The 25,730-nt window shown below is 33.8% G+C and carries 18 protein-coding genes; 17 read left to right on the top strand and 1 reads right to left on the bottom strand.

Features of this window, described 5'->3' with window-relative positions; genetic code table 11:
- Window positions 1-144: 144 nt before the first annotated feature.
- The 17 genes from FLACHUCJ7_RS08780 (at window position 145) to FLACHUCJ7_RS08860 (ending at window position 23,779) form a co-directional block, all read left to right on the top strand.
- On the top strand, window positions 145-1,542 hold the full coding sequence (locus tag FLACHUCJ7_RS08780; protein WP_180908629.1) for a DUF1800 domain-containing protein: 1,398 nt from the start codon (window positions 145-147) through the stop codon (window positions 1,540-1,542).
- A 12-nt stretch (window positions 1,543-1,554) separates the two neighbouring features.
- Window positions 1,555-2,718: a DUF1501 domain-containing protein gene (locus tag FLACHUCJ7_RS08785; protein WP_180908630.1), complete on the top strand. Its 1,164-nt coding sequence runs from the start codon at window positions 1,555-1,557 to the stop codon at window positions 2,716-2,718.
- Between the two features lie 384 nt (window positions 2,719-3,102).
- Window positions 3,103-3,942, top strand: a complete 840-nt coding sequence (locus FLACHUCJ7_RS08790) for a prephenate dehydratase (RefSeq protein WP_078229221.1) — start codon at window positions 3,103-3,105, stop codon at window positions 3,940-3,942.
- 78 nt (window positions 3,943-4,020) lie between these two features.
- Entirely contained in the window at window positions 4,021-5,166 is a 1,146-nt protein-coding gene (locus FLACHUCJ7_RS08795; RefSeq protein ID WP_180908631.1) for a pyridoxal phosphate-dependent aminotransferase, read from the top strand.
- A 181-nt stretch (window positions 5,167-5,347) separates the two neighbouring features.
- Complete coding sequence (locus FLACHUCJ7_RS08800) at window positions 5,348-6,205, top strand: prephenate dehydrogenase (protein WP_031455270.1); 858 nt, start codon at window positions 5,348-5,350, stop codon at window positions 6,203-6,205.
- Window positions 6,206-6,216: 11 nt separating this feature from the next.
- Complete coding sequence (locus FLACHUCJ7_RS08805; protein ID WP_078229223.1) at window positions 6,217-7,299, top strand: bifunctional 3-deoxy-7-phosphoheptulonate synthase/chorismate mutase type II; 1,083 nt, start codon at window positions 6,217-6,219, stop codon at window positions 7,297-7,299.
- Between the two features lie 221 nt (window positions 7,300-7,520).
- Window positions 7,521-10,874, top strand: coding sequence for a VIT domain-containing protein (locus tag FLACHUCJ7_RS08810; RefSeq protein WP_180908632.1), 3,354 nt, complete (start codon window positions 7,521-7,523; stop codon window positions 10,872-10,874).
- Window positions 10,875-10,991: 117 nt separating this feature from the next.
- Complete coding sequence (rsgA, locus tag FLACHUCJ7_RS08815; RefSeq protein ID WP_180908633.1) at window positions 10,992-11,975, top strand: ribosome small subunit-dependent GTPase A; 984 nt, start codon at window positions 10,992-10,994, stop codon at window positions 11,973-11,975.
- 84 nt (window positions 11,976-12,059) lie between these two features.
- Window positions 12,060-12,512, top strand: a complete 453-nt coding sequence (gene dtd, locus FLACHUCJ7_RS08820; protein ID WP_180908634.1) for a D-aminoacyl-tRNA deacylase — start codon at window positions 12,060-12,062, stop codon at window positions 12,510-12,512.
- Between the two features lie 62 nt (window positions 12,513-12,574).
- Window positions 12,575-14,482: a DUF3857 domain-containing protein gene (locus FLACHUCJ7_RS08825; protein WP_180908635.1), complete on the top strand. Its 1,908-nt coding sequence runs from the start codon at window positions 12,575-12,577 to the stop codon at window positions 14,480-14,482.
- 25 nt (window positions 14,483-14,507) lie between these two features.
- Window positions 14,508-16,517, top strand: a complete 2,010-nt coding sequence (locus FLACHUCJ7_RS08830; protein WP_180908636.1) for a DUF3857 domain-containing protein — start codon at window positions 14,508-14,510, stop codon at window positions 16,515-16,517.
- Window positions 16,518-16,519: 2 nt separating this feature from the next.
- The gene (locus FLACHUCJ7_RS08835) at window positions 16,520-18,511 is read left to right on the top strand and encodes a DUF3857 domain-containing protein (protein ID WP_180908637.1); all 1,992 of its coding nucleotides are present in this window, start codon (window positions 16,520-16,522) and stop codon (window positions 18,509-18,511) included.
- A 2-nt stretch (window positions 18,512-18,513) separates the two neighbouring features.
- The gene (locus FLACHUCJ7_RS08840) at window positions 18,514-18,840 is read left to right on the top strand and encodes a nucleotide pyrophosphohydrolase (RefSeq protein WP_012022600.1); all 327 of its coding nucleotides are present in this window, start codon (window positions 18,514-18,516) and stop codon (window positions 18,838-18,840) included.
- Between the two features lie 134 nt (window positions 18,841-18,974).
- Window positions 18,975-20,198, top strand: coding sequence for a 3-phosphoshikimate 1-carboxyvinyltransferase (gene aroA, locus FLACHUCJ7_RS08845; protein WP_180908638.1), 1,224 nt, complete (start codon window positions 18,975-18,977; stop codon window positions 20,196-20,198).
- A gap of 342 nt (window positions 20,199-20,540) precedes the next feature.
- Window positions 20,541-21,590, top strand: coding sequence for a tRNA preQ1(34) S-adenosylmethionine ribosyltransferase-isomerase QueA (gene queA / locus FLACHUCJ7_RS08850; protein WP_180908639.1), 1,050 nt, complete (start codon window positions 20,541-20,543; stop codon window positions 21,588-21,590).
- Window positions 21,591-21,970: 380 nt separating this feature from the next.
- Window positions 21,971-23,245, top strand: a complete 1,275-nt coding sequence (gene kynU, locus FLACHUCJ7_RS08855; protein WP_180908640.1) for a kynureninase — start codon at window positions 21,971-21,973, stop codon at window positions 23,243-23,245.
- 99 nt (window positions 23,246-23,344) lie between these two features.
- Entirely contained in the window at window positions 23,345-23,779 is a 435-nt protein-coding gene (locus FLACHUCJ7_RS08860) for a glycine zipper family protein (protein WP_180908641.1), read from the top strand.
- 64 nt (window positions 23,780-23,843) lie between these two features.
- Here the strand turns inward: FLACHUCJ7_RS08860 and FLACHUCJ7_RS08865 are convergent, their stop codons facing one another.
- Window positions 23,844-25,655, bottom strand: a complete 1,812-nt coding sequence (locus tag FLACHUCJ7_RS08865; protein ID WP_180908642.1) for a hypothetical protein — start codon at window positions 25,653-25,655, stop codon at window positions 23,844-23,846.
- Window positions 25,656-25,730: the final 75 nt, after the last annotated feature.

A 25,730-nucleotide genomic window follows, 5' to 3' on the forward strand; every position in this document is an offset into this window, starting at 1 on the left:
AGAATGTATTAAAAAATAGCTATTTATATAGCTATTTTTTTTTGGCATAAGTACTTAGAAAATATACAAATCAATTAAACGTTATAATCTCCAATTAAACCTTTCCAAAAATCCAAAGTCTTATTCTTAAATAATTCTTAATTTATGAAAAAAAGCAATCTTTGGTCGTTACGATTGGGCTTCTCAGGAAAAGAAGCTGCTAAAATTGAAAAATTCGGATTAGAAAAATTTCTAAAGAAATCTTATGATTCAAAATTTGATACTCAATTTCCTGCTTTTTTACAAGACAGTCCCAAAACAATTGCTGAATATAAAGAATTACGGCAATCCATAAAAAAGCTCGATCCCGAAGAGAAAAACAAAATTCAGAAAAAAGAGCCCCAGACTACTAATGAATTAAAAAAATGGTGGGTTGCAAAAATGCAAACCGATGAATTTCCGTTACGCGAAAAAATGGTTTGTTTCTGGCACAATCATTTCGTATCCACATCCCAAAAAGTAAAAGTTAATTACTGGATTTACCAGCACAACATGATTTTGCGAGAGAATGCTTTTGGAAATTTCAAGGAAATGACCAAAAAGATCGTAAAATCGAATGCCATGATCAAATACCTGGATAATGTCGATAACAAAAAAGGCAAAATCAATGAAAATCTAAGCCGCGAATTACTGGAACTATTCACCATCGGAATCGGGAATTATACCGAAGAAGATATTAAAAACGGTGCAAGAGCCCTGGCAGGATTAAATTATGGCGATGAAGGTGGGGTTTATAGAAAAAACTTAGAAGATAACAGCAATAAAACCTATTTTGGAAGAACGGGAAACTGGAAAGCCGATGATCTGGTTGATATTATTTTCGAACAAAAAAGCATTCCGTATTTGATTACACGAAAAATTCTGAAATGGTTTCTTTATGATAATCCCTCAGAAGAATCGGTGAAATATTATGGTGACTATTTCAGGAAAGTAAATTTTGAAATGAAACCGTTGCTTACTAAAATCTTTACTGAAGAATATGCCAAAGATGTTTCGGGCAATAAAATCAAAGACCCTCTGGTTTATATTTTTCAGCTTATTGATGAATTGCAGTTAAAAGATTACGATGAAGCGATGATTGTTGCTTTTCTAAAACAGCAGGGAATGGATTTGTACAATCAGGTCAATGTGAAAGGCTGGGATGGAGGAAATTCATGGCTGACTTCGCAGGTTTATCTGCAGCGAAATAATACTTCGGACCTGCTTTGCAGCGGACGGAAGCTTTCAAAAAAAATACTCAATTCGATGACTAGTGAAAATCCGAAGCCTAAATTAGAATTGGAGAAAAGAGAGATAAAAGTTGAATTTGACGCCAACGGAAATAATAAAACCATCATAGCCGAATTGTCAAACAGATTGTTGTTTAATGTAAACGAATCCATGCAAAAAGATATGGAAAATCTGCTTAAATATGATTTTGATCCTAAAGAGCCCAATGCCAATTTTGCAGTAGTGCGTTTGTTTAATTATATCACCAAATTACCCGAATACCAGTTAATTTAAAATGCTATCATCATGAACAGAAGAAATTTTCTAACCTTAACAGGGACATTTACCGGCGGAATGCTTGTGCTTCCAAGTTTTTTGCATGCATTTGGCGAACAAAGTAGTTTGGTAATCGGTGAACAGTGCCTGGTTTTTGTTCAGCTCAACGGAGGAAACGACGGACTGAATACTTTTATTCCTTACGATGATCCGTTGTATTACGAATACAGAACTAAAATTGCCCTGAATAAAGATATAGTGGTGGGCAAAAATAAAGGAATGGCATTTCATCCGGCATTAAAAGATTTTGCTCAGATGCAGCAAAACGGAGATTTAACCGTAATTCAGAATGTCGGTTATCCGGAACCGGTTCGTTCGCATTTCCGCAGTCAGGAAATTTGGCAGACTGCAGCAGATTCCAATAAATACATCAACGAAGGTTGGTTAGGACGTTACTTGGATCTGCAATGTCACGATCATCAGCCAACTGCCGGAATCAATCTCGATTCGATTTACAATCTGGCCTTGAAAGGTTTGGAGCCGAATGCAATTACTGTTAAAGATCCCGATCGTTTTAAGGTGAAATCAAATAAGGAAAATGAAAAACTATCCGATAATCCACAATTGGATTTTGTTCGTAAAATCGCCAATTCGGTTGTAGAAGGTTCAGATGATATTCAAAATGCCCTGAAACAATCGAAAACAGAAATCAGTTATCCTAAAACAGGATTGTCCAAAAATCTGGAATGGATTGCAAGGCTTGTAAAAGGAAACCTGAATTCGAAAGTGTATTATACTTCCCTTGGCGGATTTGACACGCATGACAATCAGCTTTCTCTTCATGAAAGAAAATTGACAGAACTGAATGATGCTTTATTTAGTTTTTATACGGATCTGAAGCAGGCAAAATTGCTTCAAAACGTTACAATCGTGGTGTTTTCTGAATTTGGAAGACGCGTAAAAGACAACGGAAGCGGAACCGATCACGGAACTGCGGCGCCAATGTTTGTGATTGGAGGAAATAACAAAGGAACAATTCTGGGCAATAATCCAAATTTAGCCGATTTGGATAACGGCGATTTAAAACACCAAATTGATTTTAGGTCGGTGTATGCCTCATTATTACAGCAAAAAATGGATTTTGATTATTCAAAAATTGGGATTAAGAATAGTCCTGTTTCAGGTTTGTTTTAGTTTTTCAGGATTAGGATTTTAAAATGAAACTTATTCAATATAATTTAAACACTTTAGAATCTTCCTCAAAACCAATTATATAAATCTCATTTTAAGCCTCATTTATTAAAATATCATACAAAACAAGCTAATTTTGTTAAGAAATCCTTTTTTGTTTCATAAAATGCATTTTTTTTTTTGGTGCAGTTAAAATAATTTATACATTCGCACAGAATTTAAAAAATAACACAAACAAAATGGCAACTAACCGTTTTTATTTTAGCAACAATTTTTATTTCTTCTTTAGTAGAAGTTAGGATTGTGCTATGGTTATTTGAAACAAATTAAAAGACAAATAAAACTAATATACAATCCTGATGAAAATCAGGATTTTTTTTTGACTATATGACAGCTAAAATTGCAATACAAGGTATCAAAGGTTCTTTTCATCATCAGGTTGTTAAGGAATATTTTTCTGAAAACGTAGATATTGATGAATGTCTGTCTTTTGAGGAATTGGTTGACAGCCTTCTTGCAGGGAAATCAGATCAGGCAGTTATGGCAATTGAAAATTCGATTGCAGGACCAATTATTCCGAATTATGCTTTGATTGACAAGAATAATTTGCACATTATAGGAGAACATTATTTAAGTATTCACCAAAATTTAATGGCTTTGAAAGGTCAGAAAATTGAAGATATTAAAGAAGTTCATTCACACCCGATGGCATTATTGCAATGTATGGATTTCTTAAAACAATATCCAAACATCAAATTGGTAGAGGATAAAGATACAGCCGAAACAGCAAGAAGAATTCAGGAAAAACAGTTAACAGGAATTGCTGCAATAGGAAGTAAAGTAGCATCGGAAATGTATAATCTTGAAATTATAGCACCGGAGATTCAGACGATTAAAAATAATATGACGCGTTTCGTAATCATCAAAAAGCAAAATTCATTTTTGCCTGAAAACGAGATCAACAGAGCGTCTATCAAATTTGAACTCGATCATAAAAGAGGCAGTCTGGCAGCAGTTCTAAATGTAATGAGTGACTGCAAACTGAATTTGACAAAAATTCAGTCACTTCCAAAAATTGAAACACCATGGAAATATTCGTTTTTCGTAGATGTGACATTTGAAAATTATGAAGATTACTCGAAAGCCAAATCGTTACTCAATATTATGGCGGAATATTTTAAGGTGTTGGGAGAATATAAAAATACAAAGCCTTTAAGTCAGTCTTAAAGTTGGAAAGTCGAAAGTCATAAAGTCAAAAATAAAAAGAGCCTAAAGCTTACAGCTTAAAGCCTAAAGCAGAAAACAATGATTACAACAGCAAAAAGATTAGATACAGTTGAAGAATACTACTTTTCATCAAAATTGAGAGAAGTTCGTCAACTCATGTCTGAAGGAAAATCAATCATCAATATGGGAATCGGAAGCCCTGATTTGAGTCCGTCGAAAGCAGTAATTGAAGCGGTAGCCGCGGCAATTCAGGATGAAAACGGACATGGTTATCAAAGCTATCAGGGATTACCGGAAATGAGGCAGGCGATGGCAGATTTTTATCGGGATCAATTTGGTGTTGCAGTGAATCCAAATAACGAGATTTTACCATTGATGGGGTCAAAAGAAGGAATTATGCATATTTCGCTTGCATTTTTAAACCCGGGCGATCATGTTTTGATTCCGAATCCGGGTTATCCGACTTACACTTCGGTAACCAATTTGGTAGAAGCAGTTCCGGTTTATTATGATTTGAAAGAAGCTAATGCATGGGAGCCGGATTTTGAAGCTTTGGAGAAACTGGATCTTTCGAAAGTAAAAATCATGTGGTTGGGTTATCCGCACATGCCGACAGGAGCAAGAGGAAATTTAGCGTTATTTGAAAAACTGGTTGCTTTTGCTAAAAAACACAACATATTACTGATCAACGACAATCCGTATAGTTTTGTTTTGAACGACAATCCGATGAGTTTATTACAGGTGGAAGGTGCGAAGGATGTGGCTTTAGAATTGAATTCACTGAGTAAAACATTCAATATGGCCGGCTGGAGAGTCGGGATGGTTTTAGGAAATCCTGAAATTATCGATGCAGTGTTAAAAGTAAAAAGCAACATGGACAGCGGTATGTTCTACGGAATTCAGAAAGGAGCAATTGCAGCTTTAAAATGTGATAAATCCTGGTTCGAAGATCAAAACAAAATTTACAGACGCCGTAGAGAATTAACCGAAAAGCTAGCAGAAAAATTAAACTGTAAAGTGTATAAAGAAGGGGTTGGACTTTTTGTCTGGGCAAAATTGCCGGAAGGAATCGAATCAGCAGAGAAGTTCATTGACGAAATATTATACGAGAAACATATTTTTATTACACCGGGAACTATTTTTGGAAGCAACGGCGAAGGGTATATCAGGTTCTCATTGTGTGTAAAAGAAGAAAAAGTACAGGAAGCGATAGATAGGTTTTAGTATTGAGACTTTAGAATTAAGTACTAAGATTTCCTGCAAGGTTTTCAAAACCTTTCAGGAAGTTTAAAGCTCTTATGAAAACATGAAGCCCTAGCCCTGATAGAAGCGGCATCCTTTTATGGTGGGGTTCACCATAAAAGATACAGCGGATAGCAGGAAACAGCTTCAAATAAAAAGAATTATGAAAGTATATGTAATAGGAATAGGATTAATAGGCGGTTCAATGGTGTTAGACATCAAAGGGCGTTATCCTGATGCTACTATTTTAGGAATCGATAGTAACGAGCAACATTTGCAGGAAGCAATTGATCTTGGAGTTATTGACGAAGCTGGAAGTTTTGAAGATTTACAAAAAGCAGATTTTGTAATTGTTTCGGTTCCTGTTGATGTTGCGCTTACCGTTTTACCTAAAGTTTTGGACGCCGTTGGAGATAAAACGATTGTTTTTGAAGTTGGATCGACTAAAAAACCAATTTGCGATGCAGTAGCAAACCATCCGAAGAGAAGAAATTTTATTGCTACGCACCCAATTGCAGGAACAGAGTTTTCGGGACCTTCGGCGGCAATAAGAGGTTTGTTTCAAGGAAAGACAAACATTATATGTGAAGTAGAAAAGACAGCTTTTAAACTGCAGGAGAAAGCATTGAATCTTTTCAGTTCGATCGGAATGAGAATTAGATACATGGATCCCGTTTCGCATGATAAACACATTGCTTATGTTTCGCATTTGTCGCACATTAGTTCGTTTATGCTCGGAAAAACAGTAATGAACAAAGAAAAAGACGAACAGGATATTTTTGACATGGCGGGCAGTGGATTTGAAAGTACCGTTCGTCTCGCAAAAAGTTCACCGGCGATGTGGACACCAATTTTTAAGCAGAACAAAGAACATGTTATTGAAACATTAGAAGAATATATATCGAATCTCAGTCGATTTAGGGATTTGCTGAAAGAAGAAAATTACAATGCCATTTTTGAAGAAATGGAAAGCACAAATAAAATAAAAGAGATATTAAACGGATTAACAATTAAAAAGTAAATTAGAATAAGATGGAAAATAAGAAAGAAATGAGAAAGTGGTTAGAAGATTTCAATTTAAATCACCCACTTGTGATAGCTGGACCATGTAGTGCAGAAACTGAAGATCAGGTTTTGAAAATTGCTCACGAATTGAAAGATTCAAAAGTTAGTGTATTCAGAGCAGGAATCTGGAAACCAAGAACGCGTCCGGGAGGATTTGAAGGTGTTGGAGAAATTGGTTTGAAATGGTTGCAAAAAGCAAAAGCTGAAACTGGTTTATTGATGGGAACTGAAGTTGCAACTGCAGCGCATTGTAAACTGGCTTTAGAACATGATATAGACGTTTTATGGGTTGGTGCCCGTACAACTGCAAACCCTTTCGCAGTTCAGGAAATTGCTGATACTTTGAAAGGAACTGATAAAATCGTTTTGGTTAAAAACCCGGTAAACCCAGATTTGGCTTTATGGTTAGGTGGTGTTGAGCGTTTACACATGGCAGGTATTGAGAAATTAGGTGTGATCCATAGAGGTTTTTCTACTTACGAAAAAACAAAATACAGAAATATCCCGGAATGGCAGATTGCTATCGAATTGCAAAATAAATTCCCCGATTTACCATTAATCATTGATCCATCTCACATTACAGGAGATCGTAAAATGATTTTCGAAGTTACTCAGGAAGCTTTAGATTTGAACTACGACGGTATGATCATCGAAACGCACTTCGACCCGGACAATGCATGGTCTGATGCTGCTCAGCAAGTAACTCCTGATGCTTTGAAACAAATCATCAAAGATTTGACTATCAGAAAAACAGATGATACTACAGATGAGTACAGTTCAAAAATGACTAAATTAAGAGCTAACATCGACGTTTTGGATGCTAACTTATTAGAGCTTTTAGGAAAACGTATGAAAGTAGCTGACGAAATTGGTCAGGTGAAAAAAGATGCAAACGTTGCAATTCTTCAAAACAGCCGTTGGAACGAAATCTTAGGAAAAATGATTCTGGAAGGTGAGAAAAAAGGTCTTACTGAAGAGTTTGTTTTGAAAATGTTCAAAGCAATCCATCAGGAAAGTATTGGTCATCAGGAAAAAGTATTGAATGCATAATTTTTTCTAAACCATATAAGTGATATAAGTTAGTTTAAGTTTTTTGTAAAACTTGTTATTTATTTTTCTTATATCACAGAAGTGATTAGATAATTAAAATAGAATCTCCATCCCTTTTAATATAAGGTTTGGAGATTTTTTTTTCAAATTAATTGAAGTTATTTCCAACCTTTTTAGTATTTCCATTCTCTATATCAATATACAACCTTAACTTTCGTATCATGAAATCAAATATGTGTTTATCTCCGTCTAAAATTTTTCAGGTTAATCTGAAATTACTGTTTTGCGTTTTACTGTTTTCAGCCGTTAAAGTTTTTGCTCAAAGTCCTGAACTGAACGTAAAAGGAGAGGAAGCTGAAAAGGTCAAAATGAGTCAGCTGCTTGTTAATGTTAAGGTAATTGGAAATATTGCCTACACTACTGCCGAAATGCATTTTTTTAATTCGGGAACTCGTCAGATGGAAGCAGAACTTATTTTTCCGTTGCCGGAAAATGTCTCAGTTTCAAGATATGCAATTGATATTAACGGTAAAATGCGCGAAGCGGTTCCGGTAAATAAAAATAAAGGGAAACAGGTTTTTGAAGCCATTGAACATCGTCGGGTTGATCCGGGATTATTGGAAAAAGTGGATGGAAATAATTTTAGAACCCGAATTTATCCTTTAATGCCAAACGGAGAACGAATCGTAATTATTGGTTACGAAGAAGAGCTTTCTGCATTTGATAAAAGCAATCTGTCGTATCAGCTGGTGAGTCGTTATCCTAAAAAACTGGATAAATTTGAGATCAATGTTTCGGTTTTGGGAGCTTCTGCTTCACCAACTATTGCTGAAAATTCTGGTGATGCTATTGCTTTCTCGAACTGGAACCAATCATTTCAGACTTCACTAAAAAAAGAAAATTATCAGCCTTCTGAAAAAATGCTTTTCAAGATTCCAATTCAGCAGAATATTCCAAGTATCGTGATGCAGAATGTTGGAGGTCAGCATTATTTTTACGGAAATACTTTTATAGAAGGTAATAGAACAGCTAAAAAAGCACCGGCTTCAATTGGTCTGATTTGGGATAATTCTTTGAGCTGCCAGACGCGTGATTTGAAAAAGGAATTAAATTTATTAGACGCTTATTTTCAAAAGATAAAAAACACAAAAGTGACTTTGTATTTTCTAAATTACACTTTCGAAAAACAAAAAGAATTTGTGATTTCAAATGGAAACTGGTCTGAATTGAAAACCGTTTTGGAGAACACGAAATATGATGGAGGAACCCGTTTTTCACAAATCAATTTTGAAAATCAGGACGAATATTTATTTTTCTCCGACGGATTATCTTCTTTGAGTGAGAATGTCTTGCCAAAAACGAAGAGAACAGTATATACAATTACATCTTCAGTTTCGGCAGATTTTGCTTTTTTGAATTATTCTTCGATGCAAAGAAGCGGAAATTTCATTAATCTAAATCAATCGAATGTTGAAAATGCTTTAGATAAATTGGTAAGTAACAATTTGAAGTTTTTAGGAATAAAGGAGAATTTTACGGTTACAGATTTGTTTCCGATGGAAGGGGTTTCGGTTTCGGGAAGCTTTAGTTTTTCTGGAATTTCATTGAATTCAAAAAATGAAATAACGCTTTTGTTTGGTTATAACAATGAAGCCGTTCAGGAAAGAAAAATAACCTTAGATGCTTCGGTTCAAAGCACGACTGATGTTAATATTGAAAAACTTTGGGCTCAGAAAAAAATAGCCAGCCTTGATTTGCAATATGCTAAAAATGCAGAAGAAATTGAATCTTTAGGAAAGAAATACGGCATTATAACCAAAAACACTTCACTGATTGTGTTAGAGGATATTCGGGATTATATTATGTATGATATTATTCCTCCGGCCGAATTACGAACTGAGTTTGACAGAATCAAAAAGCAGGAACATGATACCAATCTCGCTAAACAAAAAAACAACTGGGAAAATATAGACAGCTATTTTGAAGGATTAAATTCTTGGTGGGAAAAAGATATAAAATATGTGGTTCCAAAAGTTTTGCCAAAGTCTAAGAAAAAGAAAGGGGTGGTTTATGAAACGATTAAGAGTGATCCGGATGCTGTTTTGACTGTTGATGAACCAGTTGGATCGGGACCTGTTTCTGAGATTGTCCAAGATAATTCAGTTGCTTCGCCTCCTCCTGCTCCAAAAGTTGATCAGGTTTTATTTGTAGCACCTACGGTTGTGAAATCTGAAGAGGTTTACAGAGACGGTGATAAACAAACGAATGAATTAAAAGAAGTAGTTGTGACGGGTTATGCCTCAATGAAAAAATCAGACCTTACAGGTTCAGTACAATCAGTTTCTTATGTTCCGGAAAGAACTATAGCACCAGGACTTTCAAATAATGTAATACAAACACTTGCGGGTAAAGTTGCCGGAGTGGAAGTAGAAGAGGCATCAAATAATAGTATAAGAATAAGAGGGAATTCCACAGTTGCAAATCAGCCTTTAATAATTGTAAATGGAGAAGTTTATCAAGGTAAAATAGAAGATCTAAATAAAGATGATATTGCTTCAATTAATGTTTTAAAAGATGCTTCTACAACTGCTATTTATGGGAGCAGGGCGTCAAATGGAGTGATAATGGTTACTACTAAAAATGGTAATACAATTCAAAACGAAACCAATCAAAACGAAACCAAAACATGGAACCCGGACAGATTATATTTAAAAGCTTTGGCATCGGCACCAAAACAAAAACAATATGATTTGTATTTCGAATTGAGAAAATCTCAGGAGAGAAACCCGAGTTTTTATTTTGACGTGGCGCACTTTTTCTATAATCAGGGAGATGTAAAAAAAGCACTGCAGGTAATCAGTAATATTGCAGATTTAGGATTAGAAAATCATCAGCTTTATAAAACATTAACCTATACTTTGCGCCAATGGAAGGATTTTGAAGATGCGTCATTTACAGCAAAACAAGTTGCTAAATGGAGAGCTCATGAACCTCAAAGTTTAAGAGATTATGCACTGGCTTTGGAAGATGCAGGTAAATATCAGGAAGCTTTTGATCAATTGGTAAAAGCTTTGGAAGTGAATTATTATGGAGAAATGAGCGGACAATATCAAGGGGTTGAAGATATTATTTTGATGGATTTAAACCGAATGCTTATCGAACATACTGATTTGAAAACCGCAAAATTAGATAAAAAATATCTTGATAAAATGCCGGTCGATATTAGAATTATCATGAACTGGAACTTGATGGATGTTGATTTGGATCTGCATATTATTGAACCCACGGGTGAAGAATGTTATTATGGACATAAAGTAACAGAATCTGGGGCAAGCTTTTCAAAAGACTTTACACAAGGATATGGTCCTGAACAATATCTGATTCGAAATGCAGTGAAAGGGAAATACCAAATAAAAACCAACTATTTTGGAGAAAATGAATTAACAGAAAATGGTCCTGCAACGGTTATGGTTGAAATTTATACGACCAAATCCGGAAAGACCTCTAAAATTCTTAAAACAATTCAGCTTGGAAAAGTCAAAGAAAATGATGTTTTAGCCGAAATTATTTGGTAAACATATCCAATTAGGAGATTCATATTTATTTTTAAAAGGCGAAGTTTCGTTGTTGAATTCAAAAAACGTAATTTTGCCTTTTATTTTTTAAGAATAAATCTAAAACCTACAATTTGAATGACAGGACTCGTTTATAAATCTACAGGAAGCTGGTACACCGTAAAATCTGAACAAGGCGATTTTATAGAATGCCGTATGAAAGGGAAGTTTAGGATGAAAGGCATCAAAAGCACTAATCCTATTGCTGTAGGTGATATTGTCGATTATGAATTGGAAGAAACTTCGGATGCCGTTACAGGTATGATTCATAATATTCACGAAAGAAAGAATTACATCGTTCGTAAATCAGTTAATCTGTCACATCAGATGCATATCATTGCATCCAATATAGACAGGGTATTTTTGCTGATTACCATTAATAACCCACCCACTACTTTTAATTTTATAGATCGCTTTCTGGTAACTGCCGAAGCTTACAATATAGAGACCATATTGGTTTTTAATAAAATTGACACTTTTGATGAAACAACTCTGGATGACCAATTGTATATGCAATATGTATATCAGCAAATTGGGTACAAATGCCTTCGTGTTTCATCAACAGAAATGAAAGGGATTGACGAATTAAAAGAAATGATGATTGGTAAAGTAAGCATGTTTTCAGGACATTCTGGTGTTGGAAAATCGACTTTGGTAAATGCTATGGAACCATCATTGCACCTTAAAACCAAAAATATTTCAGAAGCCAGTAAACAAGGGCAGCACACTACAACTTTTGCAGAAATGTATGATTTGTCTTTTGATGCAAAAATCATTGATACTCCCGGAATTAAAGGGTTCGGAATTGTTGATATGGAAAAAGAAGAAATCAGCGGATATTTTCCTGAATTTTTTAAATTGAAAGATCAATGTAAATTCAATAATTGTCTGCATAAAGAAGAGCCTCATTGCGCCATAAAAGCAGCTTTGGAAAAAGATGAAATTGCATGGTCACGCTACAACAGTTATCTTAAAATACTGGAAGGTGATGAGGAAAATTATCGCACCGACTCTTACGATGAAGACCGAAAAATCAGCGATGAAACCAGGAACCAGAAATAAATAATAGTCTAAAGTCAAATGTCTTAAGTCCAAAGTGAGATTTTAGACTTTCAACTTTATGACTTTCAAACTTTAGACTAAGATATGAAAGTTGTTCTTCAAAGAGTTTCTCAGGCATCTGTAACCGTTGATTCTAAAATTGTTGCAGATATTAAACAAGGACTATTAGTTTTGGTTGGTATAGAAGATATCGATACTCAGGATGATATTGACTGGCTCGTTGGGAAAATCATAAAAATGCGCATTTTTGGTGACGAAAATGGCGTAATGAATTGCTCAGTTCAGGACATTGATGGTGATATTATTGTAGTAAGTCAGTTTACACTCCATGCTTCAACTAAAAAAGGAAACCGTCCTTCATACATTAAAGCTTCAAAACCAGAGTTTGCAATTCCGATGTATGAGAGTTTTGTGAGATCTTTAGAAAATGAATTTCAGAAGAAAATACAAACCGGAATATTTGGTGCAGACATGAAAGTCAGCCTTATAAATGACGGGCCTGTAACGATTTTAATTGATAGTAAAAACAAAGAATAAATAGCACAAATATTTGTTAAGGATTTCTAAAAATGCTATATATTTGACGAAAATACTTACTAATGAAAAATCAGGTTTTCGCATTAATTTTCTTCTTATTTTCCCTTGTTTCTAATGCTCAAAAGAGTGACTACTCGACTGCTAAAATTGCCGATAGTCTTAAAGAGAATGCCAATGCAGTTGTGCGACTAGATCAAATGGATATTACCATTGCTTCCCAGAGAAGTATGAATATCAAAACACAAAGGGTTGTATCAGTTTTTAATGAGAAAGGATTAAATGATATTGATGCTTATCAGCACTATGATAAAACAACTTCAATAAAAAACATCGAAGCGATTGTTTATGATGCATTTGGTAACGAAATAAAAAAGATTAAACGAAAAGATTTTAGAGACCAAAGCGCTGCAGGTGGAAGTACTCTTTTTTCAGATAACCGTGTCGTTTATTTAGATTATACACCAGTTTCATATCCTTTTACAATTGTTTATAAAAGTGAAACTGAAACTTCAAATACCGCTTTTATACCGCAATGGTATTTTTTGGGAGGATATTACGTAAGTGTCGAAAAATGTATACTAAATGTTACTTTTCCTAATAATCTTGGTTTTAAAAAGAAAGAGTTTTATTTTTCAGGATTTAATATTAAAAAAACAGCTGATACAGATACTAAGCTAAGTTACGAAGCTGTCAATATTTTAGCTCAGAAGGCAGAAGATCTTAGTCCCGCTTTTTCCGATTTATATCCAAAAGTATTGATGAGTCTGGAATATTTTAATCTGGAGGGAGTTGATGGCAATGCAAAAAATTGGAAAGAATATGGTAAATGGTTTTCGGACAAAATTTTAGCAGGAACAACATTGTTGCCGGAAGAAACAAAATTAAAAATTAAAACACTGATAGGTAATGAAACAGATCCTATAAAAAAAGCAAAAATTGTATACCAATTTGTACAGGAAAAATCCAGATACGTCAGTGTTCAGGTAGGGATTGGAGGATGGAAACCAATGTTTGCAAGTGATGTCGATAGATTAGGTTATGGTGATTGTAAAGCATTGTCTAATTATACCAGAGCATTATTAGATGTGGTTGGCGTTTCTTCCTTTTACACAGAATTATACGGTGATTTAGATTTAAGAGATATTGATGAAGATTTTTTTTCTATCCAGGGTAATCATGCGATTTTATGTGTTCCTGATAAAGATAAATACGTTTTTTTAGAATGCACAAGTCAGGATGACCCTTTTGGATATCAGGCAAATTTTACAGATAATAGAAAAGTAGTTGTAATTAAACCTGATGGAGGAGAAATAATCAGAACAAGAATTTATGATCCATTAAATAATGCGCAATTTAGCAAAGGAACTTATACAATAGATGAAAATGGCAGTTTTGCTGGAAAAATCAATATCCGGTCTGAAGGTTCACAATATGGAAGAAAAATGATTGTAGAGAAATTACAGCCTACAGAAAAAGAAGCACATTATAAAGAATATTGGGGTAATATAAATAATCTTAAATTAGGTAAAATCAATTTTACCAATGATAAAGAGAATATTCGTTTTACAGAAGATATTCAGATTACAGCAGTAAATTATGGAACAATTTCTGCCAATAAAATGATTTTTGTAATGGATGCCTTTAATCAGTATACAGGAAATGTTAAGCGTATAAGAAATCGTAAAAATCCATTTCAAATCCAGCGCGGTTATTTAGATACAGATGAAATTGAAATTAATCTTCCTGCAGGTTTTTCAATCGAATTTCTACCTTCAAACTTCGAATTAAAAGGAAAGTTTGGGGAGTATAAAACAGAAATCATCAAAAATGAAAATAATAAACTCACATACAAACGTTCTATGTTTTTAAATAAAGGAAAATATTCAAACAAAGAATATGATGAATATCGTCTTTTTATGGAACAAGTTTCAAAAAATGATAATGCCAAAATCATTTTGACCAAGAACTAATCAAATCAACAAAAAAACAAACCCAATGAAATTCATTAAATTTTTTAGTTTCTTATCTCTGCTTTTTATTCTTTCCAAAACAACTGCACAAGAATTTAAATTAGGAAGAGTATCTATAGCTGAATTAGAAGAAAAAAAACACCCGAGAGATTCATCTGCAGCAGCGGCTATTTTATATAAAAAGGGTAAATCCAGTATTGAATATGATACTAATGATGGCTTTATTTTGGTTACTCAGGTAGATACACGAGTTAAAATATATAAAAAAGAAGGTTATGATTGGGCAAATCAAAATGTGTCCTATTACATTGGAAGCAATGAATCAAGAGAAAAAGTTGATTTTTCGAATGTTAATACTTTTAATTTAGTGAATGGAAAAATTGAGAAAACCAAACTTAAAAGTGATGGTGTTTTTAATGAAGAGGTTGATAAATACTATGCAAGAAAAAAAATCACAATGCCTAATGTAAAAGAAGGCTCAGTATTCGAATATAGTTATACAGTGAGAACACCTACTATTGGAATGATGAAAGGGTGGGCTTTTCAAAGTAGTATTCCAGTGAATTACTCAGAATATACAACTTATATACCAGAGTATTATACTTTTAATGCCAGACAAAAAGGATATATTTTTCCTAAAGTAACAACAGAAACACGATCAAGATCAATCTTATTTACAAGCAAAGAAAGAGGACTTAATTCACATACAACATTTTCTACAGATACTGTTGATTACCTTGAAACACAAACTACCTATATTGCTGAGAATTTACCTGCAATGAAAGAGGAATCGTATGTTAATAATATAGACAATTATACGGCAAGTTTAGAACAAGAACTTTCAATGGTTAAGTATCCTAATAGTCCAATGAAAACTTTTTCTACAGATTGGAACTCGGTAGCAAGGACAATTTACGAATATGAAGATTTTGGCCCTGAATTAAATAAAACAGGATATTTTGAAGATGATTTAAAAGCTTTACTGGCAGGAGTAACAACACCCGAAGAAAAAATAGTAGTTATTTTAAATCATGTTAAATCAAATGTGAAATGGAATAAATATCATGGCTACAGTTGTGATAAAGGTGTACGTAAAGCATATCAGGAAAAATCAGGAAATATTGCAGAGATAAATTTAATGCTGACAGCAATGTTACGTTATTCTGGCTTAACGGCAAATCCTGTTTTGGTTAGCACAAGGTCTAACGGAGTGGCATTTTTTCCTAACAGAACCGCCTATAATTATGTAATCACAGCAGTTGAAACTGAAAACGGCTACATATTATTAGATGCATCAGATAGATTTTCTGTTCCCAATGTTTTACCATTTAGAACTTTAAACTGGTATGGAAGATTGATACGAAAAGACGGGACTTCAGAACAAATCGATTTAATGCCTAAAAAAACATCAAATGATATTGTTTTTTTAACTTACAGTATTGACCCTGAAGGTAAAGTTACAGGACAAACAAGAAGACAATGCACAGATTATAATGCTATGATTACCAGAGAGAATATTTTTAGTACCAAAGAAGATGAGTATCTGGAAAAACTGGAAAATCAAAACAATAAAATAGAAATCAGCGATTATGCAAAGACAAACGAAAAAGAAATCCTGAAGCCTATTATAGAAACATATTCTTTTACAGGAAATAATTTATCCGAGGTAATTGGAGGAAAAATCTATGTTAGTCCAATGTTGTTTTTTACCAATGAAAAAAATCCTTTTAATCAGGAAACAAGAGAATACCCGGTTGATTTTGGATTTCCTTTTATGGATAAATATAACATAACAATAAAGATTCCGGATGGATTTGCAGTTGAAACAATACCTACACCCGCCGTAATAAATATGGAAGACAATTTAGGTTCTTTTAAATTTAATATAGCGGCAAACGAAAATACGCTTCAAATGACTATTTCTCACCAGATTAATAACGCTATTGTGTCGACACAACAATATGAAATGCTGAAAGAATATTACAAAGCAATGATTGCAAAAGAAAGCGAAAAAATTGTTTTAAAGAGAATTTAAAAATGAGATTGCGTACAATAGTTATTTCAATAGTATTCATTTTTGTTTTTATTAAGACAAAAGCCCAGAATTATGAGTTAGGAAAAGTTACCATTGCTGAATTGGAAGAAAAAGTGCATCCACAAGATTCTTCAGCAGTGGCAGCAATATTATTTAAAAAGGGGCGGACTTTTTTTACGTATAATCCAAAAAGCGGTTTTTCGGCAAATAATGTTTATGAATTTAAAATTAAAATTTATAAAAAAGAAGGACTCAGTTGGGCTAACCAAAAAGTACGATTTTATGTAGGATATGAAGATCTGGATAAGGATAAGGTAGAATTTTCTAATGCGGTAACGTACAATCTTGAAAAGGGATCAATTGTTAAAACAAAACTTAATAATCAGGGAGAGTTTAAGAAAAATGTAAATAAATACTGGAACGAAAGGATTATTACGCTCCCTAACGTTAAAGTTGGTTCTGTCATAGAATATAAATATATTCTAAAATCAGAGAATATTGTTAAACTTCCGGATTTTGATATTCAATACAGGATTCCTGTAAACTATTTCGAATATAAAACAGAAATTCCAGAGTATTATATTTATAAACCAATTTTAATTGGAAACCTGCCTATAGAATCAGATTTTAAATTAGCCAGCGGCAACCAAAATTATGAAAATGAGTATAACCAAAGTAGAACATTGACATATACTCAGATTAATTCCTATTATTCCGGCAGGGATATTCCGGCTTTGATTGATGAACCATATATAAATAATGTAGAGAATTACAGGGGGGCTATTACCCAAGAGCTGGAAAGGGTGCGCATGCCGGAACAGCCTGTTAAAGATTATTCGGTTACATGGGAAGGTGTTGCAACAACAATTTTTAAGGAACAAAAATTCGGAAAGGAACTTAACGAGTTTAATTTTTTAACAGAGGATGTAAAGCGTTTATTGACCAATGTAGCATCACAAAACGAAAAAGTGAATACTATTTTTCAATTCGTTCAAAACAAAATGAATTGGAATGAAGAAAACGGTTATTATACTGACGCAGGTGTTGTAAAAGCATATGCTGCTCAAACTGGTAATGTCGCCGAAATCAATTTTATTTTAATTAATATGTTGAAATTGTGCGGAATAGCTGCTAATCCGGTTTTGGTAAGTACATTAGAAAATGGTGTGCCTGTTTATCCAACAAGAACAGGTTTTAATTATGTTATTGCTGCAGCTGAAATTGATGGAAAGCAAATACTGCTGGATGCTTCTCATAAATTTACAACACCGGGAGTTTTGCCTTTAAATGTTTTAAACTGGAAAGGAAGACTTATTAAAAAAGACGGAACCTCAGAAGAAATAGATCTAAATCCTCAAAATGTATCAATTGAATCCTCAAATGTATTGGCAAAAATAGATAGTTCCGGAAAGATGAAAGGGACAATCAGGGTGAAGAAAACTAAATATGAGGCATACAATTTCAGGATTCTTAATGCCAATAAAAATGTCGAAAATTATCTTGAAACATTAGAGGAAAAATTAGGAGGATTAAAAATTTCAGACTATAGTGCAGAAAATAAAAATGCAAAATTTTCAGATCCGGTTCAGGAAACATTTAATTTTGTAACAGATAATCAATCTGAAATGATAGGAGGCAAAATATTTATTAATCCCTTATTGTTTTTTACAAAATCCAAAAATCCTTTTACTCAGGAAAAAAGACGAATGGCTATTTATTTTGGATATCCGTTACAGGAAAAAATCAATTTGAGCTTACAAATTCCTGATGGATATATGGTAGAATCAATGCCTAAGCCTTTACGTATCTCGTCTGAAGATAAACAAATAGTATTTGTATTGAATATTTCGAATGAGCAAAACAATATTCAAATTACCAGTTCAAGAGAAATAAACAAGAGTACTTTTGCAGCAGATGAATATGAAGTCTTGAAAAATCTTTTTCAGAAAGCGATTATAAGTCAAAACGAGAAAATTGTTCTTAAAAAAATATAACAATGGATTTGAAAAATGCACAACTTGACGTTGATACCTGGATAAAAGAACACGGTGTCCGCTATTTTAATGAATTAACCAATATGGCTCAGCTTACAGAAGAAGTAGGCGAAGTTGCCCGAATTATTGCCCGAAGATACGGCGAACAATCGGAAAAAGAAAGCGATAAAAACAAAGATTTGGGTGAAGAACTGGCTGATGTTGTTTTTGTAGTTTTATGTCTGGCCAATCAAACCGGTATCGATTTGCAGGCAGCATTTGACAAAAAAATGGATTTAAAGTCGGTCAGGGATAAAGATCGTCATAAAAACAATGATAAATTGAAATAATTGTGAAATATCACTCATAAGTTTTGAATTATGAGTTTTGAATTTTGAATTATGAATGGGGAGTGGTAAATTGCGCGTCTGAATTACGTTTCTAATCATTCATAATTCAAAATTTACAACTTATAATTAAAAAAATGAATTTATTACTTCAAACCAATCATAAAAATTTACAAGGTCAAATTGCGGTTACAGGATCAAAAAGCGAAACCAATCGTTTGTTACTGTTAAAAGCATTATTCTCAAATATTACACTCGCAAATACTTCTAACTCCGATGATAGCGAGGTAATGCAAAAAGCTTTGATTGGGAATGACGAGATTGTAGATATTCATCATGCAGGAACTGCAATGCGTTTTTTAACAGCTTATTTTGCAGTAAATGAAGGGCGTGAAGTTGTAATGACAGGTTCAAGCAGAATGCAGGAACGTCCGATAAAAATTTTAGTTGAAGCTTTGGCGCAATTGGGAGTTGAAATCTCTTATGAAAAAGAAGAGGGTTACCCGCCAATAAGAATCAAAGGAAAAAAAGTTACAGCTTCAAAAGTAAGCTTAGCGGCAAATGTCAGCAGTCAGTATATTTCGGCTCTTTTATTGATTGCTTCAAAATTAGAAAATGGCTTAGAACTGACTTTAGAAGGTGAAATTACTTCAATTCCATACATCAAAATGACTTTGGCTTTGCTCAAAGATTTGGATATCCAAACCAGTTTTGAAGGAAACGTAATTAAAGTTTATCCAAAAGAAGCTGTTGCATCAAAAGAAATGGTAGTAGAATCTGACTGGAGTTCGGCTTCTTATTTCTTTAGTTTGGTTGCTTTGGCTGATGCGGCATCGATAACTTTGAGCAGTTATAAGGAAAATAGTTTGCAGGGAGACTCTGCTTTGGTTTCTATTTATGAAAAAATGGGAGTCAAAACTACTTTCGAAGGAAACAAAATGACGTTGGTAAAACAGCCTGATTTTAAATTTGAAACCGTAAATTTTGACTTGAATAATACACCTGATATTGCACAAACAATTGTGGTAACTTGTTTAGGTTTAGGAATCGGCTGTCATTTAACAGGTCTTCATACTTTAAAAATTAAAGAAACGGACAGACTTGAAGCACTTCGAATTGAACTTACAAAATTAGGAGCCAATATTTCGGTAACAAATGATAGTTTGACTTTAGGACTTTCTGAAACGATTAATCACAATGTAAAAATTGCAACTTATAACGATCACCGTATGGCGATGGCATTTGCTCCATTAGCATTGAAAGTGCCAATCATCATCGAAAATGCCGAAGTAGTTTCAAAATCATACCCGGATTTCTGGAATGATTTAAAACAATTAAACTTCGAAATCTCAGAACTATAAAAGTTTTTAAACCATATAAGTGATGTAAGTTCATTTAAATAAAATGAGCATAATTGAATAGCCTCCAATTTCAACTGGAGGTTTTTTTATGATTATTTTTTCGGCTTTAGCAAAACAAAAAACACGCACTAATTTTTAAGAATTCAAATTAAATGAACTTACATCACTTATATGGTGCAAAAAACGTTTTTCAATGTTGTCGAAACACCACTAAATCAACGACTTTTGAAAATAAACAGTAAAACACTTGACAACGCCTGTCTCACAATCGTATATTTGCACACGATTTACAATTTTAGATACAAAATCTAAAAGCTACATTTTAAAATCAACAATTCAAATATGAAATTATCACACTTCAGTTTCAATTTACCAAAAGAACTTTTAGCAGAATTCCCGGCAGAAAACAGAGATGAGTCTCGTTTGATGGTAATAGACCGTAAAAAACAAACTATAGAACACAAAATGTTTAAAGATGTTATCAATTATTTTGATGACGGAGACGTTTTAATACTTAATAATACAAAAGTTTTTCCTGCACGCTTGTACGGAAACAAAGAAAAAACAGGAGCAAGAATCGAAGTTTTCTTGTTAAGAGAATTGAATTCAGAACAACGTCTTTGGGATGTTTTGGTTGATCCGGCCAGAAAAATCCGTATCGGAAACAAACTTTATTTTGGAGATGACGATTCGTTAGTTGCTGAGGTAATTGACAATACGACTTCTCGTGGTAGAACTTTACGTTTTTTATATGACGGTTCTTACGAAGAATTCAGAAACAAATTAACAGAACTTGGAGAAACTCCAATTCCAAAATACATCAGCCGTGAGGTAACTCCGGAAGACGCAGAAAGATACCAGACTATTTATGCAAAAGAAGAGGGAGCTGTAGCGGCACCAACTGCAGGTTTACACTTTTCAAAACACCTTTTGAAAAAACTGGAAATCAAAGGAGTAAATTTTGCTGAAGTAACCCTTCACGTTGGTCTTGGAACTTTTAATCCGGTTGAGGTTGAAGATTTATCGAAACACAAAATGGATTCAGAAGAATTGATTATCAATCAAGCTGCCTGTGATATTGTGAATGAAGCAAAAGGAAAGAAAAAACGCATTTGTGCAGTAGGAACTACTTCAATGCGTGCTATAGAAAGCTCTGTATCGTCACAAAGCACTTTGAATCCTTATGAAGGCTGGACAAATAAATTCATTTTTCCTCCTCACGATTTTAGCATTGCAAACTGTATGATTACAAATTTCCATACACCAAAATCAACATTATTAATGATGATTTCTGCTTTTTGTGGTCATGATTTAATGAAAAAAGCTTACGATGAAGCAATCAAAGAAGGATACAAATTTTATTCTTACGGAGATGCGATGTTAATCATCTAATCTGAAAAACATATAAATTTAAGAAACCTGTCAGTGATGACGGGTTTTTTTATTTCAAATTTCGGCGTATTACGGGCCATCCATTTCAAGTTTTGCAATAAAAACCAAGTAATACAAGCACTTTGGGAGCTTCCGATGGTCGCTTCCTCGTTGCAGTATTACTACGGTTTTCATCGCAAAAGCTTTCCATTTCTATCCCTAACGCAATTCCAATCCAAAAGAAAAATCCGGTTTTAAGCAGCGTTTTAGTTATAGTGAATCTGTTTTTATCAGTGTATTAATATTTTAATTTAGTAACACCGAACCTGAAATTTGAAACCTGAAACAAAAAACAACTTTTAGAGCATTTTTTTTTATTTTTACTGCACAAAACAAAAACAATGACTTTTCAAAATACACGCGAATTCGCAAAACAACTCGACTCACAAGACGCTTTAAATCACTATCAGGATCAGTTTATTTTTCCGAAAGTAAATGACAAACGTGTTATTTATTTCACAGGAAACTCTTTAGGATTACAGCCCAAAAGAACCAAATCCTATATTGATGAAATAATGAATGACTGGGCAGATCTTGCGGTAGAAGGTCATTTTTATGCTGAAAAACCATGGTGGGATTATCAGGAAAGATTCCCTGAACCTTTAAGTAAAATCGTAGGTGCTTTGCCTTCAGAAGTTACGGTTATGAATACTTTGACCGTAAACCTTCATTTATTGATGGTTTCTTTTTATCAGCCAACAGCAACCCGTTATAAAATTATCTGTGAAGAAAAAGCGTTTCCTTCAGATCAGTATATGTTTCAAAGTCAGGTTAATTTTCATGGTTATAAACCCGAAGAGGCTATTGTAGAAATCAAACGTCGTGATGGCGAACACAATATTCGCCTGGAAGATGTTTTGGCAAAAATTGAAGAAGTAGGTGATGAACTAGCCTTGGTTTTAATTGGCGGTGTAAATTATTATACCGGACAGGTTTTTGACATTAAAACTATTACTGCCGCCGGACAAAAAGCAGGTGCAAAAGTAGGCTGGGATTTAGCGCATGCAGCAGGAAATATCAAGTTAGAACTTCATGACTGGAATGTAGATTTTGCTGCCTGGTGCAGTTACAAATATATGAATTCAGGACCTGGAAATGCTTCCGGTTGTTTTGTTCACGAAAAACACCATAATGTCAATTTACCAAGATTTGCAGGCTGGTGGGGACATAACAAAGAGCGCCGTTTTAAAATGGAGCCTAATTTTGATCCTGTAGATGGAGCAGGAGGCTGGCAAATCAGCAATTTGCCGGTACTTTCTTTGGCTCCTTATTTAGCTTCGGTAGAAATGTTTGCTGAAGTTGGAATGGATGCCTTAATTAAAAAAAGAGACAAAATCACCTCTTATTTAGAATTTATACTCCACGAAATAGATAAGGAAGTTGAGAGTAGTTTCGAAATTATCACGCCATCAAATCCTGAAGAAAGAGCTTCTCAATTATCTGTTTTTTTACACGGAGAAGGAAGAAGCTTATTCGATTATTTAATGAAAAACGGAGTGATTACAGACTGGCGCGAACCTAATGTTATTCGATTGGCACCCGTTCCTCTGTATTGTTCTTTTGAAGATATGTACGATTTTGGACAGATCTTAAAAAAAGGAATTTTAGGTAAATAAGTAATATCATTTAATTCTGTAAATTTTAAACAAAATCATGTAACACTTGTAATATATGTTCTCTTTTACTTTGTAGTGTACTAATTTAAATCTACAATTATGAAAGGCTTATATATTTTATTAGCGGCTATACTTATTACTTCTTGTCAAAATCAAAGTAAGGAAGATCTAAATAAAGTGAAACAAGCGAGTATTGATTCAATGAAAGTTGAAATTGAAAAGCAAAGAGTAATTGATTCAATGAAAACGGAAATGGCTAATTTGCAAGAGGAAAAAGAAAAAGCTGAAGCAGAAAAGGCAGAGGCACAAAAAGTGGTAGTGGTACATCCGCAAGATAGAACAACTACTGCTGCACCCGCTAAAAAGAAAGGTTGGAGTTCTACTGCAAAAGGTGCGGTAATTGGTGCCGGTGTTGGAGCAATAACAGGTGCTGCAGTCAGTAAGAAAAAAGGTGAAGGAGCCATTATTGGCGGTTTGGCCGGAGCTGGCGTTGGAGCAGGAACAGGTGCAATTATTGATAGCAAAAAGAAATAAAATATATTTTGAATTCTATTATAATAACAAACCCCGATTTTAGAAATAAATCGGGGTTTGTTATTTAGGCTAGTTTTAATATCGGGATTTGAATTGAATCTAATTCAGATTTATAAAAATTGAATTGATTCCTGATTCGTTCTTCATCGTTTTTAAAATATGAATTCGAAGAAAACAGTGTTTGATAGTATTCGATTCCTTCTAAAATATTTGTTTTAAAGGTATTCCATTTTTTAAGCTGGTTAGAATTTATTTCTCCGGAAAGCGTAGCAATTTCATTTTTTAAATATTCGATGTACATTTTAAGTTCCTTCACAAATAAATTAGGCCGATTTTGAGTTCTCAAAACTGACTTATTTCCATAAATGTGCTGTAGCATATCTTTTAAAGAAACTTCCTGGTCAAAATAAGCCATATTTGGTCCGGGACAAATAACTACTCCTTGGGCTTGCCCTTTTATACTTATATCATTCTCTAAATAGGATGCGTTGGCCAAACCAACACACAAACAAGACTTCTCTGTAATTTTAGTTTTAGCGTTCTCAAAAGCATTTAGCGAAATAGTATTTTTTATGGCGTTCAGTTCTTTCAGTTTTATATCCTGGTATTTTTTTGAAGCAGTACAAATTCCGTGCGAATCATATTCCTTACTTAATGCCAGAAATTTTTTTGGACATGAACTCCCGGCTTTGTTTTCCTGAATTCGTTTTTGTTTCAGGATTTCATTTGTAGTCCCTTTCAAAGTATTAAACGGAACTCCTAAGGGAGAAATATGACTTAAATACAAATCTTCCTCCTTTGCGTTTATCAATAAATTTCGGGTATCACGATCTACTGATGTGGCTTCGGCAACCAACAAAAATGGCGATCCCCAACCAACAGAATCAACGTGATATTTATTTAATAAAAATTCATGTTCTTCAGCCGTTCCTACGCCTCCCTGAACTGTGATTTTTAGATCTAAAGGCTTATTTGGTATAATTGCATTTTTTTGCTGTAATGCTTTTACCATTAACTCATGTGCGGAATTCACTAATTGCTTTTTTTTGTGCTTGAATTCTTCCAGAATAGTACCTAATAAAAGTCCTTCAGTAGCAAAAGCATGTCCACCGCAATTTAATCCGGATTCAATTCGATATTCTGAAACCCAAAGCCCTTTTTTGGCTAAAAAATTCCCCTGAATCATAGCAGATCTAAAGTCACTGACTTTTAAAATAATTTTCTTTCTAAGCTGATTATTTTCATCCGGGAAAAAATCCTTGAAATTTTCAAAATAACTGTACAATCGCGGATTCATACCAGCCGAAAGTACAACCGAAGATTCAAGATTGCTGTTGGCAAAACCCCTTAAAGCAGCATGTGCATCATTAAATTCAGTAGGGAGCTGTTTGCTTTTAACAAAATTATCTTTGTCCAGTTTCGTCATGATGTTAACATCAATTTCTCCCGGAAAAAGATTGGATTCAATATAGCTTTGAATGTTTTCTTTAAAAGAAATTCCTTCTTCAAGTAAATTTTGAAAACCTTTTTTGATATCGGAGGTATTGGGAAGCATCGCGATAAAATTTTCTAAGGCAGTTTTGCTCTCGGCAATTTCTGTTTTAAAATTTTCGAATTTTTCTTTTACGATTTTGTCAACAAGATTCAGATAAGAAGTAATTCTTTCGGCCCGGTAATCATGAAATTTCTGAGATATTTCTTCATACGGAATATTGAATTTGGTACTGTAAAAATTACGCATCTTCTCGATCAAATCATCATCTGCAATTGATATTACAGACGAAATCCCGTACTGTGCCACCCGAATTGGGCTGTCAATTGTATAAGCAAGTCCCATTACCGGAATATGAAAAGTGTGTAAAGGCTTTTTTGTCATTTGTTTTTTGATTAAAATAAAAACAAAGGTTGAAAAAAACATTTTCTAAAAACCTGATAATTGTCAGGTTTGCAA

The sequence above is a fragment of the Flavobacterium salmonis genome (assembly GCF_903819435.1).
Taxonomy (GTDB): domain Bacteria; phylum Bacteroidota; class Bacteroidia; order Flavobacteriales; family Flavobacteriaceae; genus Flavobacterium; species Flavobacterium chungangense.